Consider the following 14,179-nt stretch of genomic DNA (forward strand, 5'->3'; position numbering starts at 1 on the left):
GAATATTATCACTCCTTACGTTGTAAAGTGTATAATTATTTGTTTTTGGTTATCATTCGAATATAATTGAGTTAGGTGGTGATTGTTCTTGGGTTTATTATTTGAAAGGTATTACACCTATGCAGAATTTGAAGCAGAACGAAAAAAAACCAATAAAAGATTAGAGTATATCGATGGAGTGATTTATATGTCTCCATCTCCAAACATTAAACATCAAGAAATCTCATCATTCCTCCATGCTCTAATTTACAATCATTTAAAAGATAGTAAATGTAAAGTTTTTGCTGCACCTACTGATGTCGTCTTTAATAACGAAAGTAATGATGAAAAAAAACGTGTTGTACCCGATCTATTCGTAGCTTGCAATCAAGATAACTTCACTGAAAATGAATACGTCGGAGCTCCAGATTTTATCATTGAAATATTAAGTCCTTCAAATAAATCTTATGATATGGTGACAAAGCTGAATTTATATATGAATTTCGATGTAAAAGAATATTGGATTGTAGACCCTATGGAAAATCATATAATGGTTTATTTCAAAGAACCTGATTTAGAAATACAATTCAAATTAGTGACTCTAGGAGAAATGGTTGTATCCAATCTTTTTAAAAATATTAAAATAAATACCGATGAATTATTTAATTTAGAGGCTGGGACATAAAGAGAAAAGTACAATCCATTTAAAATGCCGATTGTACTTTTTTGATATAGTACCGTTCGTTTCCGAGGCAGGCTTCGCGCATCCAGTGGCGAGCGGTGCTCCTTTCGCTTTACTCTGCGGGGTCTCGGGCCAACAGGATGTTGGTCACAGCTCTTTTTCTGCACCGAAAGCGTAAGCGGCAGGTGCAAAGGCGTTGCCACAGAGGCCAACAGGACGTTGGTCATGTCGCTGATACATGAGGAAGTGGCGTTATCAGCGACAAGTGGCGATTTTAGCCTTTGTACCGTTATTCCTTACATCCCGCAGGAAAGCTTTGCCTTGCATCGAAAGCGAAAGCGGCAGATGCACTCTTCGCCTGCCTCTCCAACGAACGACTTTCAAATAAGCGGCGAGCAAATATTTACTATTCTTTCTTGTGTCTACTTGTTCGAAGTTTACTTTTGTCCCAGCCTGTTTTCATTTAAATTTAAATGCATTTAATATAGTATAGTAACATCTTTTTAAGAATACCTGTCCAAACAAATCCCTTCCGGAGTAATTGGCCTTTCCACAAAAAATGTACGACGAATAAAAGAAATTGGTACCCATTACTTGTCCTCTCGTCCCCATAAGATAGTGTATAATAGTATATATATTTCTATTATAAAGAGGAGAATGATCATGCAACAATTTTTAAAAATGGCTTCACAATTTATTCAATCTGAAGATACGATTGTCAGGGATTTTATCGCATTTCATTTGCGCGATTTCCCTTTCACGCCTTCAGAAATGGTAAACGATCAATTGACAAATGCACTACATGCAAATAATGAAGATAAAATTTCGATTCTCATTCAAGGTAATGACGAGAATGTCAATGAAGATTCACTGCCCATTTTATTAGAGTTGTTTAATAAAACACCTAAGGAAAAGCGGCACTTAATTACACGATATGCTCGAAATTTACCGATCCCTGTTCTACTTGACCATGAGGAACAGTTAAAGCAATATATTTCAAAAGCTTACTTTGATATTTGTCGCAGATGTTTAATATCTGATGAGGAAGATTTATGGAAGCTTTATGCCGATCTTCAACATCAAATGGAGGAAAAAGGCTATAACGGTTTGTTATTTGAACTGGCCAAGAAAGTTCAAGATACGCTTATTGAAAAAAATTATTACGATCAGCAAGAAGTTCGATTGATTTTACAACAAGAGTTAACGGAAGATTGGTTTTCCTTTAACGGAATTTTGGCAGTTCGAGCAGTCGGAATCATGCAACTTACGGAGTACATTGAGACTCTTGCATCACTACTTACTCGCGATGAAGATATATTACTTGAAGAGGTGGAGATCGCATTAAGTCGTTTTCAATCGGACGAAGTGGTTCGTGCAGTCGCACCATATGCTAAAAAATTCGAAAGTTATCATTTTGCACTTGGTATTTTAAAACATACAAAAACGGAACTTGCAGAACAAGTATTGGTGGAATGTTATGACGTTCTAGAAGATGATGGGAAGGAAATGGTACTAGATGGATTAACATCACATTTTTCAGAACACGCCTTTCCATTAATAGAAGATTTTATAGCCAATAAATATCGTGGCAATGTCCTCGATATGGAAGAAATGTTTTATGGATTTTATCGCGTAATGAACCGTCAACATCCACAAATGGAAAAATGGCGTCTACACGTGATAGAACAGAATCGCCGTTTTGCGCAGTTAGATGATCAATCGTTCCTAAATCTTCTTCCAAAAACTACTCCAGTTGCATCCGTTAAAATTGGTAGAAATGACCCATGCCATTGTGGTAGTGGTAAAAAATATAAAAAATGTTGCGGAAAATAACAATGTAGTTAAATCTCACGATACCTATCCCCTTGTCTTATTACAATCACGAACCAATGAAGGGCTAGATTTAAAAGACCTGAGTCCAGTTGAACGAACTCAGGTCTTGGAAGTTGCCTACACTATGTGTCTAATTTTATTGGGTCAAATCATTTAGGTAGGTTATATTATTTGCTATGTTTTTTTAATAGATGATATACTGCTGATTCAAATTCTAGATATCCGAGATAGGATGCAGGGTCTTGATATGGGAACATTTGTGTAGCCCAAAAACCGCCAATTCCGTTTTCACGGTCAATCCAGTAGTAAAGGTTAGCCAAGCCTGCCCACATTAACTGACCTGCAGGACGACCTGTCGGAAGTTCTTCTTCATTGACTTGGAATGTATACGACCATGATTTTGTAACACCTGGGAAGAATTCACCGTCATTCGATAATGTTGTATCCGATGTAATCCATCCACCGCTTTTTAATTCACCTAAACCGTTTTGGGCCATTTTAGTTACAGTTTCAGATTCTAATACATCTGCACCATCATTCAGTAGCATTCTAATAAATTTCATGTACTCCCCAATACTTGCAAATAGACCGTGACCACCCATGTCCATTTCGGGAGGTTGTGGAATTACTAAATCTCGCTGGGGAATAAGTGTGCCTTCTTGATTTCTTGTATGCATTGTTGCCCGGCGTTCTTCCATAGAAGGTGTTAGAGCAAAACTAATATCTGTCATATCTAGTGGAGAAAAGATTTTCTCTTGTAATACTTGTCCAAGTCGTTTTCCTTCAACAGCTTCGACAACTTTTCCGACCCAGTCAATATTTACTCCATAGTTCCAACGTTCACCTGGTTCGAATAATAAGACACTTTTTACCGAATCAAATGTGCTTGTTAATAGTGTAGGTGTGTTTGTGGATTCACGGTATTTCCGATCTTCATGACTGAAAAACTCATATCCGAATCCAGCTGTATGAAGCATTAACATATTAATCGTAACGTCAGTTTTTGGCTCTCTTAGAATTGGTTTACCATTAATGTCGAAACCTTCAAGTACTTTTATCTCTTCTATTTCTGGAACATATTTTTTTACAGGATCTTCTAAGCTAACTTTACCTTCTTCAACGAGCTTCATTAATGCTGCACCTGTAATCGCTTTCGTTGTTGAAAACAATGAAAAAATGCTGTCAATCGTCATTGGTGTTTTCGTATTTATGTCTCTTACACCTGCAGATCCCTCATAAATATTGCCTTCACGGTCCGTTACAATTGCGACCACTCCTGGTGCACCACCAGCACGATTCACTGTATTCCTAAGAATTTTATCAAGTGTTTCTTGTAGCTCTGTTTTTAAAATTGCAGTACCCAATATTATCAACCTCCTATTCTATTTACTTTATAATATTCAATACTGGGACAATATATGATAATGGTTAAATGATAGATGAGCAAAAGTTGGAGAGAGAAAACGAACTACTTCGTTTTGAGGTGGAATATTTAAAAAGTTGCGAGCTTTTCAGATGGATCCGGAAGGTTATGTAGAAGTACAAGCAGCGCTATCATACGAACTCAAATTTTTTGTGTTAATCACTATAACGTCGAAAGTTAGAAGGTTTTATTTTTCTATATCCCAGAGAGGCAATCGGGGACTATTACCAGCTATACTATCAAGGGCATCTTACGCTGTTTGATGGGGAAATTGAGGAGTTTTAAAGAGTATAAGGGGGCAGGTATACTGTCCCCTTCTCCCTCTAATATTCACTATTATTCATACAAAGAAATAACATTATCTAAGTTCCAACATAAAGAGATGTTGTCTCCCTCTTTAATAGTGAAAGTTTTATATTTTTCTGAAGGTATTTCGACAACCATTTCTTCACCATTCTCAAGGATTGTTAATAATTCAATAATTGTACCTCTATATAAAAGTGTTTGGACTGTTGCGTTAACATGATTATCATATTCTGATACATTTTGTGGGTTCACTAAAATCATATTTGGTCTAATACCGACTTTAATTATATTAGTGTCTGTATCGCCTATTTTGATTTTTGTATTATTTTTTGTTACGAAAGTGCCATTGTTATTATTACCTTCAAAAATATTCCTAACCCCTACAAAATCAGCTGTAAAATGTGAATTCGGTTTGTCAAATATTTCTTCTGGTGTACCAATTTGGCGAATGTGTCCACTTTCCATAACTACAATCTTATCAGATAAAACGAGCGCCTCCTCTTGATCATGCGTTACAAAAATACAAGTTAAGTTTAATTTCCTTTGTAAGTTTAATATCTCCGTACGCATTTCGTCTCGAAGTTTGGCATCTAAATTACTTAGTGGTTCATCCAAAAGTAATACACTTGGATTTACTATAAGCGCACGTGCCAACGCAACTCGCTGCTGTTGTCCCCCTGAAAGCTGACCTGGAAAACGATCGATTAAATGATCCAGCCTTACTAACTTCAACATGTCTATTACTCGTTCTTTAATTTCCTTTTTTGGTACTTTCCTCATTTTTAATCCATAACCAACATTGTCACCAATCGTCATATGCGGAAAAAGAGCATAGTTTTGGAAAACGAGTGAAGTATCTCTTTTATTTGGTGGTATCTGAGTAATATTAGAGTCATTCATTAATATTTCTCCAGAAGTAGGTTGTATAAAACCAGAAATCATTCTCAATGTCGTACTTTTACCACAACCACTAGGTCCTAAAAAAGAGACAAATTCTCCTTCTTCGATTGAGAGATTAATATTATTTACAACAGTTGTATCACCATATTTTTTAGTAATATTTTCTAATGTTAACTTTCCCATTTTATTTCTCCTCTATATCATATTAGTCACCTTGACGAATCGATTCGCTATCCACATTAATATTGCAATCAGAAGTATTTGGACAGTAGATACGGCTGCAATTAGTGGATCTATTCTCCAAGTAACATAGTTAAGAATTTCAATTGGTAAAGTTGTTTCACCAGGGCTAACGAGCATAAGACTAATTTCTAAATTATTAAACGAGTGAATAAATGACAAAATAGCAGCCGCAATAATTGAAGGTCTAAGATTTGGCAGTACTATATTATAAAATGCTTGTACTTTTGTTGAACCTAAATCAATTGATGCTTCTTCTAAAGAAGGACTTATACTTTGCAATCCGGCAGAAATTAATCTAACTGTCCAAGGCAATGCAATTATGATATGAGCTATTACAAGTGACCAATAACTAGGTACAAGGTTCATATTACTCATTCTCTCTAAATTAAAAAGATAAATATAGATTGCAATCCCTGTTATGATTGAAGGAACGATTAATGGTGATAAAAATAACATCTCCAGTATTTTTTTACCCCAAAAGTTATAACGAACAATTGCTATTGAGCTAAATAAACCTAAAATTATCGAAAACACGGTCGCAGTTACAGAAACTTTTAAACTTAAAAGGAATGAATCTAAAAATTGTGTTTGTTCTCCTAAGGCTTTATACCATTCTAATGAATATCCTTTTGGAGGAAAGATTATTAACTGCTGAGAGAAAAAGGAAATCCAAAGTACCATGAATAGTGGCAATGTAATAAATAAAAATATTAGGAGTATCGGTATTTTTTTAGATATAGCTAATATACTTCGATTCACCCCTTCACCTCCGTGCTTGCATTAATATTTCCAGAAGATGACTTTTCCATAACTCTCAAATAAATAACAGATGTGATTAATGTGATAGCAATTAACACGACAGCCATTGCTGATCCTAGAGGCCAGTTTGATACTTCCGTTATTTGTGAATATAATGCTGGAGCCATCATTTGGACTTTTGTTCCTCCAATAATAAGTGGAGTAGTGTATGCATTCATTGATAATATAAATACGAATAATGTACCAGCCAAAATTCCCGGCATCGCTAAAGGAATTACTATTGAACGCATAACCATCCAGTTTGAAGCCCCCAAATCCTTTGCACTTTCCTCTAAAGATGGATTAATATTTTCAATGACGGATTGAATTGAGATAATCATATATGGTAGAACAACATTCGATATCGCAATAATTACTGCGATGTGTGTTCCTAAAAAAGATTCTGGAGTATCAATTATGCCAATGGCTAATAGCAACTCATTTATTAAACCAGTTTCACTAAACAATGCTATCCAACCAATATCTCTCACAATATTTCCCACTAATAGTGGAAAAACAACTAGCCCAATTAAAATACCTTTGAACTTTGATTTCGTTCTTGCTAAAAGGTAAGCAATTGGAAAGGCTAATATTAACGAGAAAATAGTTGCTACGAATGAAATAAGAATAGTATTCCATAAAATATTTAAGAAATAACTATCACTAAAAAACTCTACAAAGTTTTCTAGAGTCCAGGCAGACTCATAAGATCCACCTGGAATATTACGATTAAAGCTGGTACGTAAAAAATTAACTAACGGAAGAATGAATAAAAATGTAACTAATATAGTTGCAGGTGCAATTAGTGAGGAAATGCTAATAAATTTATGACTGTTGCTTTTCACTATAATCCCCCTATGTTTTACTGACTAGCAAAATCTCTATCAAATTTTTCCTTCCAATCAGCATAATGCTCTGTAATATACTCTAAATCGATCGGATAAATTCTACTTAGTTCGTCATCAGAAAATGAAATTTGATTTTTAACTTCTTCAGGTAACTCTGCATTTAAAACCGTCGGAGCATAACCCATCTCTGTTGCAAATGATGCTTGTCCAGATGGTTCTAACATTGCATTTAAATACTCATAGGCTGCATCAACATTTTTCGCATTTTTCGGAATCCCTGCACCAAATACAGTAGGGAAAGTACCTTCATTAGGAACAACGCTACTGATTGGATCTCCACCAGCCTCATTCCATTGAATCGCACGTGCTCTCCAAGTAACTGTCATTGCTATTTCCCCTGTTTGTAGGGCTGTTGCTATCTGCTCTTGTGATGTATAAAATTTCGGTTCATTATCTGTTAATGATAATAACTTATCCCATGCTTTGTCCCATTCTTGAGATTGCCCAACACCTTCCACAGCTGCTGCTGCAAATATATATCGAGGGAAGATTACTGTATGAATTCCTATTTTCCCTTTATATTTTGGATCCCACAAAATATCCCATGAATCTGGAACTTCCTCAACTAATCGCTCATTATAAACAATTGTTCCAGCACTATAGATATGTGGGATAAAATATGGATTTTTTAAATCTGGGCTAATATTTTCAGCGTTTGGGATTTTACTATAATCAAGTTCCATCAGTAACCCTTCATCTACTAATTGTTGCATAGTATTATCTTCTAAATTAATAACATCGTAAGTACTTTCGCCATCTTTCTCAATACGAGCTTTTGTCATTCGAGCATTTGTACTTTCTGGAACGGTAATAACAGAAATATCCTCTGGAAGGTTTGGCTCGACAAATTTACCTAAGAAATTTTCGTAATCTCCACCCCAAGTACCAACAGTAACCTGGTTATTCGCTTCACTGGAACCTCCAGAGGATGAATTACATCCACTCAATATAACTGAGAATAATAGGGAAAACAAAAATAATTTTTTCATAAATTTACACCCTTTCTTATACTTTTTTAGTTTCCAATAATAAGAGATTCTAAATCACGTGGATAATAGGTTAATCGTTCTGCTCCGTTTTCAGTTACTAGTATCGTATCTGAATGCCTAAACCCTCCTAAACCTTCTACGTAAAGAGCAGGTTCTATCGTCGCTATCATTCCTGGTTGAATAATTGTGCCCTCACCAAGATCGAAAAACGGCGCTTCGTGGTTAATAAGCCCAATATTATGACCAGTGTGGTGTCTAATTAAATGCTCAACATTATTTTCCTTATAAAATGCTCTTACATTTTCCTCTACATAAGAAAGCGGTTTTCCAGGTACAACGGAATTAAAAGCTATGTCCTGTGCTTGTACGATTAGATTAAAATACTTTTCTTGTTCTTTACTGACATCCTTTATAAACATCGTTCTTTCAAGTTCACTTCTATATCCATCTATGTTTGCTTCAGCCTGTGAAACTACTTGATCTCCTTCTTTTAATGTAAAGTTCTGCGGTTGTGAATGCGGGAAATAGGAGTGCTTCCCAATTTGTCCTCTATAAAATGCATTTACTGGATCACCATGGAATTTGGCAATACTCCCAATTGTATCGATCATTGCCAATGTTGCCTCTAAAGTAGCTCGTCCAGTTATTTCAGTTTCATTCGCACCTGGCTTGCTATATCTAACTAGCAAACTGTGTGCTAAATTTCCCCATTTAGATGATTCCTTAATTAGTTCGATTTCCTTCTGGGATTTGATCATACGCATTTTTTCAACTAATCCCTGAATCGAGACATAGTTATTGCTATCTAACAAGTCGTTAAGCTTTTCTCCCCTATAACCTTTAGGAGAACTATACCCGAGGGAATCTACGCCAACATTTTTGTTTTGAAAATCTAAATTCAATAAGTAGTTTCTGAGAAGCTTCATCGGATGAACTTCTCCAGGATATTCTGGATATTCAAATACAAAGTCAACAACTGCATATTCCTCTGCATGTTCCTTCTCCATATGTGGTACAAACAGATGCGTCTTTTGTTGTGGATCAATTATTAGTGCAATAGGTCTCTCAGATGGCCTGAAATTAAAGTTCGTTAAATAATTTATATCTGTTGTACTAAAAATTATCATGCATTCTATTTTTCTTTCAGCCAATTGTGATATAACTTTTTGTTGCCTTTCTTTAAACTCAATAGTTGAAATAGAAAGCTGCATTGGTGTTCCCCCATCTCCATTTTTTGAATTTTTACAATATTATGATAACATAGGGAAGTAATACTTATTTATATATATTTTTTAATAACTAATATAAAAAATGTATTAAACGATTTTTACTGAAGGAGAAAAAAGATGAAAATTCATCAATTAAGGTATTTTATTACTGTAGCAGAAGAATTACATTATAGTCGAGCGGCAGAAAAACTAAATATATCTCAACCTCCTTTAAGTCAACAAATAAAGCAATTGGAAGATGACTTAGGGGTTGTCCTATTTAAACGAAATAAAAGAAATGTCCAATTAACAGAAGCCGGGAAATCATTCTATGAAAACTCAAAATTAATAATCCATTATATTGAGCACGCTAAAAAAGAGGCTTTAAGAATCCAAGAAGGAGAAATAGGGGGTATAACTTTAGGATTTGGAGGTTCAGCAGCATTTGATATTTTACCGGAGATAATAAAAGCTTGTAATTTATCCATTCCTGATGTGAAAATTGATTTAAAACAGTTAACTACTTCTGAACAGCTTAGAGCTTTAGAAGAAAAGAAAATTGACGTTGGTATCTTAGTAACACCAATTAAAACGCCAGGTATTGAAACTAAGTTTTTTCGAAAAGAAGAACTTGTTTTATGTTTAAATACTGATCATCCATTAGCAAAAACTGATGAGCCAATTGATCCTAAAGACTTAAAATCAGAGAATTTTATTCTACCGCCGAGGAATGAAGGCGATGGGTACTATAAATCGATATTTCAGGTATACAATGATGGAGGATTTTTTCCAAATATTATCCAAACGGCAAAAGAGCAGCATACAATGGTGTCTCTTGTTGCAGCAAAGATTGGAGTTGTTATCGTTCCACAATCAACAACATTTATTAAATTAAGTAATATTACTTACAAAAGTTTCAATAAGAAATTTTATAAGGTTAGTTCTTTAGCATGGAAGAAGGACAATATGAACCCTGTTATTAATTCATTTTTAAAAGTGATGGAACAAAGTGTATTGCCTAAGTTTAACTAGGTGGGGTAGGATAACAGCCCTACCTTTGATTTTCCATAAGAAACGGGACAAGGGAAAAGGTGTCTCTGTCCTAATTTGTGAGAATTCAATTTTTTTTATTGTAATATACAAATTGAATCACCCATTTCAAGTTTTATTAATGGATACTCAACAAAAAGATTGTCTAATTACTAAATTCATAGATAAAATCAACAAAATTGCCCCTTTCAGAACGTCTGCATTATTTCTCTTTGCCTTTGAAGTTAGTCGCCACAACTTCGGCGGTAAATAATCTAGTGTATAATAAAAATAAGTATCACAATTATTTCCTTTTGTAAAAAAATAGATACTATGCAGGAGATGTATTTAAATGAAGGCAAATAAAAAGCCCATTACCCTTCTTAGGGAATAGGCTTTTACTTTTTTATACTCTAATGGCGTTTTTAATTTTATTTATAATCTCAGTATAGTCATCAGGGTCTATTGTATATCTAATTGGATTTAACAACTGTTCCCTTTCAACAGTATAAATCTTATTTGTTCTTAATGAACCTTCTTTTCTCCGAATATTTATAGCATAATCAAATTCAGAATCATCTCGTGGTGGGTGTTTTGTACAGACACAAATAACAACATCATTTTTATCATTATCGTCACTTATTACAAATACTGGTCTTTCGGTCGGGACTCCATTTGGTAAAATAAATTTTGCAAAGAAAAACTCGCCATGAGATGCATTAGCTCTACATTGACGAATATATTCTTGGTATCTATTCATAGATTTCTGCTAATGTTTCCTCATATAAATCTTTCCAATAGTTCTCGTCTTCCGCAAAATCCTCAACCACTGAAGGAGTGACAGCAATAGGCTTTACTTTGTCTAGACCGAGTTCTTTTTCCATTTCCTGAATAGATTTACGTTCCTTCACCAAAACCCCACCTTTTGGTAAGTTTTTCATAGTAAATCTCCCTTTCGTACAAGTCCTTAAATTAATTATACATGTATTTGTACTATTCAGAAAGCATAAAAAACCTAAATGCCCTAGATTTACTATGTTTAGTTTATTACTATTAATAATAAATGTTTTCTTATTATTTTCACCAATTTAGACTTATTTAAACAAAAGAATTATATATTGAAGTAAAGGTTATAACTATATATATATTCAATTTTGCCATAAAGTATTAGTAAAGGTATCCTAAAGTTAATGAGATTCTTGCTTCCTCTCCATCTATTCTTTCCATAAAGCCCTACACAGTTAAAACTATGCAGAGCCCTTTGCACTTCCTAAATCGTATCAAATTGACATAATGTTTGTGAATCCGGTACATCGTATGATTCTGACTAGCTTTTTTCATTCAAAATTAACTGAAAAAACGCCCTGGTCGTAAGTGTGAAATGTCAAATTCTGTATCACCCTGTTCAACCAGATCTAAGCCTATTTTCCCCATCACAGGAGCTAATTTAAATCCGTGTCCAGAATATCCACCCATGATAAATGTGTTTTTAAGTCCAGGTACTAAACCCACTACCGCATGTCCATCTGTTGTATATCCATCCATATGCACACTAATTCTTACAGGGTCTGGTCTTAACTCTGGTAAATAGGTGCTAACCGCCTCTTTAATATTTTTCAACTCTGACAACTTAATATCACGTATCAACTTATCAGGAACTTCAACATTTCCAAAAGTATCTACACTCGCAACCTTTACCATCGTTCCTTCTAATGATGGAATACCAAAGAAGGTAATGCCTTCAGTCATTCTAGCGAAAACAGGAAATTTATCCGGTTGATAATTTTCTATTTTACTAGTTGGATACCACGTCATAACAAGCTTTTTAGGCGTTAGGTTTTCTTTTAATTCAGGGAATATTCTTGTTGTCCATGGTCCAGCAGTAACAATTACCTGATCAAATTCATAGTTTTCTCCGTTAGCAACAATTCTTACTTTATCATTTAGCTCTTCAATTTGTTCAACCGTTGTATGTCGATGAATAATTGCTCCAAGAGATTCAGCACGTTCTGCTGCTGCAAATACCGCTAGTTCTGGTCGCATATAACCTGCTTCTTTATCAAGCACCATGATTTCATCTTCTCGAAGGACATGTTGTGGAAAATGTTTTTTTGCTTCCTCTACATTCAAAATTTCATGATCGATTTCAAATTCTTTAATGCTACGAATGACATTTTTAATTTCATCAATGTCTTTGGGACCAATCATAAGTCCACCGTTTAATGTTAATAAATTATATCCTGTTTCTTCTTCTAGCTCTTCCCATAATAATCTAGATTTCTTTAACATAGGAACATATTCTGCGCCCTCCATATAGGCTGTTCGAAACATACGAGATTCACCACCAGCAGCTGATCGGTCATGAGCAATTCCATATTGTTCAAATCCAACTGCTTGAATCCCCTTTTTTGCTAATTGCCATAGTACCATACTACCTATTGAACCAATACCTATTACAGCTACCTTTTTTTGTTCCATTTTCTTTCCCCCAAATTCATTATCTTGTCATTATGTTAGATGCCTCTACTAATGTTTTATTCCTTGTTTCTGGTGCCCACATAATGGATATAACAACACCCAGTAACAAAATTCCTGTTAATATTAACATTGTTAGATTTATTCCTAATGTATCTAAACTAATTGGTAGTAAAAAGGTACCTACCGCTGCGCCAAGACGACTAATCATTGTTGCAAATCCTACTCCCGTGGAACGAATATGCGTAGGAAACAGTTCACTAGGATAAACCGTTTGTAAATTACCTGATCCAGAAGCAACAAAGACATAAACAGCAAAACACCCTACAACTACAAATGAAGCTGGATTAGGAATGATTACTAGCATCCCAATTGAAATAGCTAGAATAACAAAAGAATAGATAACGAACATTCTCCTCGGAATCTTATCCATAATTAACACTCCTACTACAGCTCCGAAAAGTTGGAAAATATTCGAAATTAATGTACTTAAAAATTCATCTTCAAGATTAAGACTAGCAAACACTACAGGTGCAAATGTCATCATTCCAAAGTATGGTAAAACATGAAGACCCCAAAACAAGCCCGCAAATGCAGTTCTTGTTCTATAATTTTTACTAAACAATTCTTTAATTTCTGTCTTTTGATTTTCCTCAACTTGTAAATCATCAATTCTAACTTGTTCACCAAAAAATTTATCGATTACGATTTTTGCTTCCTCGATTCTACCTTTGCTCACTAGCCATCTTGGAGATTCAAATGACCCTAATCGAAGAATTAATAATATAAGAGCGGGGATAGCACTACTCACCAGCATCCAACGCCAAACTTCTTCTCCACCAAAAGAAAGCAAAGTATAGCTTACTATAACTGAAAATACAAAACCTACCGTCCACATTGCATTTAAGCATGCTAGAATCGTACCGCGTTGTTTCTTGGGAAGCAATTCTGATAACAGCGTTCCTCCTGTTGCATACTCAGCACTAATTGCAAATCCCATAAGCAAACGTAAAATGAATAATTGTTCAGGCGATGTCACAAAAAATTGAGGTATTGATAGTAAGACAAACAAGGCAATCGTTGTGACATAAATAGGCTTTCTACCAATTCGATCGGTTAACCAACCAAAAAGAAAACTTCCAAGGAATAAACCAATTAATGCTGAACTTCCGATTAGTCCATACCATAGGGCATTTAACTCCATTTGTGGTCCTAATAAAGTTAATGCAATACCAATAACACCCAAAATATAACCATCACAAAACTTTCCACCTGTCGTATAAATGGCTGCCATTATGTGTGTCTTACCTAAAGGCAAATCATCCATAGATATGGATCTCTCCAATAAAACTCCTCCTGTATTTTGCAAGATAAAAATGCAGAGAATTGCAATGAAAAATACAGAG

At 34.7% G+C, this 14,179-nt stretch carries 13 protein-coding genes; 3 read left to right on the plus strand and 10 right to left on the minus strand.

Features of this window, described 5'->3' with window-relative positions:
• Positions 1-88 precede the first annotated feature (88 nt).
• Together CD30_RS14125 and CD30_RS20440 are read left to right on the plus strand one after the other, a co-directional pair.
• The gene (locus CD30_RS14125; protein ID WP_036178127.1) at positions 89-664 is read left to right on the plus strand and encodes a Uma2 family endonuclease; all 576 of its coding nucleotides are present in this window, start codon (positions 89-91) and stop codon (positions 662-664) included.
• A 660-nt stretch (positions 665-1,324) separates the two neighbouring features.
• A complete protein-coding gene (locus CD30_RS20440; RefSeq protein WP_052126225.1) occupies positions 1,325-2,494 on the plus strand; it encodes an SEC-C metal-binding domain-containing protein in 1,170 nt (389 codons plus the stop codon).
• Between the two features lie 167 nt (positions 2,495-2,661).
• Here the strand turns inward: CD30_RS20440 and CD30_RS14135 are convergent, their stop codons facing one another.
• The 6 genes from CD30_RS14135 to CD30_RS14165 form a co-directional block, all read right to left on the minus strand.
• Positions 2,662-3,858, minus strand: a complete 1,197-nt coding sequence (locus CD30_RS14135) for a serine hydrolase domain-containing protein (RefSeq protein ID WP_036178129.1) — start codon at positions 3,856-3,858, stop codon at positions 2,662-2,664.
• Between the two features lie 395 nt (positions 3,859-4,253).
• Positions 4,254-5,306: an ABC transporter ATP-binding protein gene (locus tag CD30_RS14145; protein WP_036178133.1), complete on the minus strand. Its 1,053-nt coding sequence runs from the start codon at positions 5,304-5,306 to the stop codon at positions 4,254-4,256.
• Positions 5,307-5,318: 12 nt separating this feature from the next.
• Positions 5,319-6,125, minus strand: a complete 807-nt coding sequence (locus tag CD30_RS14150) for an ABC transporter permease (protein ID WP_052126226.1) — start codon at positions 6,123-6,125, stop codon at positions 5,319-5,321.
• Entirely contained in the window at positions 6,122-7,009 is an 888-nt protein-coding gene (locus CD30_RS14155; RefSeq protein ID WP_052126227.1) for an ABC transporter permease, read from the minus strand. Before CD30_RS14155 ends, CD30_RS14150 begins: the two co-directional genes overlap by 4 nt.
• 17 nt (positions 7,010-7,026) lie before the next feature.
• The gene (locus tag CD30_RS14160; protein ID WP_052126228.1) at positions 7,027-8,061 is read right to left on the minus strand and encodes an ABC transporter substrate-binding protein; all 1,035 of its coding nucleotides are present in this window, start codon (positions 8,059-8,061) and stop codon (positions 7,027-7,029) included.
• A 26-nt stretch (positions 8,062-8,087) separates the two neighbouring features.
• Positions 8,088-9,272, minus strand: a complete 1,185-nt coding sequence (locus CD30_RS14165) for a M24 family metallopeptidase (protein WP_036178135.1) — start codon at positions 9,270-9,272, stop codon at positions 8,088-8,090.
• 135 nt (positions 9,273-9,407) lie between these two features.
• Here CD30_RS14165 and CD30_RS14170 point away from each other — a divergent pair, with 135 nt between their 5' ends.
• On the plus strand, positions 9,408-10,301 hold the full coding sequence (locus CD30_RS14170) for a LysR substrate-binding domain-containing protein (protein WP_036178138.1): 894 nt from the start codon (positions 9,408-9,410) through the stop codon (positions 10,299-10,301).
• A 403-nt stretch (positions 10,302-10,704) separates the two neighbouring features.
• Here the strand turns inward: CD30_RS14170 and CD30_RS14180 are convergent, their stop codons facing one another.
• The 4 genes from CD30_RS14180 to CD30_RS14195 form a co-directional block, all read right to left on the minus strand.
• Positions 10,705-11,058 (minus strand): type II toxin-antitoxin system PemK/MazF family toxin, encoded by a 354-nt coding sequence (locus CD30_RS14180; RefSeq protein WP_036178142.1) that lies wholly within the window; start codon positions 11,056-11,058, stop codon positions 10,705-10,707.
• Positions 11,051-11,239, minus strand: a complete 189-nt coding sequence (locus CD30_RS14185; RefSeq protein WP_036178144.1) for a hypothetical protein — start codon at positions 11,237-11,239, stop codon at positions 11,051-11,053. Before CD30_RS14185 ends, CD30_RS14180 begins: the two co-directional genes overlap by 8 nt.
• Before the next feature lie 406 nt (positions 11,240-11,645).
• Positions 11,646-12,776 (minus strand): N-methyl-L-tryptophan oxidase, encoded by a 1,131-nt coding sequence (gene solA, locus CD30_RS14190; RefSeq protein ID WP_036178146.1) that lies wholly within the window; start codon positions 12,774-12,776, stop codon positions 11,646-11,648.
• Between the two features lie 19 nt (positions 12,777-12,795).
• Complete coding sequence (locus CD30_RS14195; RefSeq protein WP_052126229.1) at positions 12,796-14,118, minus strand: MFS transporter; 1,323 nt, start codon at positions 14,116-14,118, stop codon at positions 12,796-12,798.
• Positions 14,119-14,179 lie beyond the last annotated feature (61 nt).

The organism is Ureibacillus massiliensis 4400831 = CIP 108448 = CCUG 49529 (assembly GCF_000772965.1).
Lineage (GTDB): Bacteria > Bacillota > Bacilli > Bacillales_A > Planococcaceae > Ureibacillus > Ureibacillus massiliensis.

Bases quoted from the DNA above. Each gene is read 5' to 3' on its own strand.
- CD30_RS14170 (WP_036178138.1), top strand. From the start codon at position 9,408: ATGAAAATTCATCAATTAAGGTATTTTATTACTGTAGCAGAAGAATTA.
- CD30_RS20440 (WP_052126225.1), top strand. From the start codon at position 1,325: ATGCAACAATTTTTAAAAATGGCTTCACAATTTATTCAATCTGAAGAT.
- CD30_RS14165 (WP_036178135.1), bottom strand. From the start codon at position 9,272: ATGCAGCTTTCTATTTCAACTATTGAGTTTAAAGAAAGGCAACAAAAA.
- solA (WP_036178146.1), bottom strand. From the start codon at position 12,776: ATGGAACAAAAAAAGGTAGCTGTAATAGGTATTGGTTCAATAGGTAGT.
- CD30_RS14180 (WP_036178142.1), bottom strand. From the start codon at position 11,058: ATGAATAGATACCAAGAATATATTCGTCAATGTAGAGCTAATGCATCT.
- CD30_RS14160 (WP_052126228.1), bottom strand. From the start codon at position 8,061: ATGAAAAAATTATTTTTGTTTTCCCTATTATTCTCAGTTATATTGAGT.
- CD30_RS14145 (WP_036178133.1), bottom strand. From the start codon at position 5,306: ATGGGAAAGTTAACATTAGAAAATATTACTAAAAAATATGGTGATACA.
- CD30_RS14185 (WP_036178144.1), bottom strand. From the start codon at position 11,239: ATGAAAAACTTACCAAAAGGTGGGGTTTTGGTGAAGGAACGTAAATCT.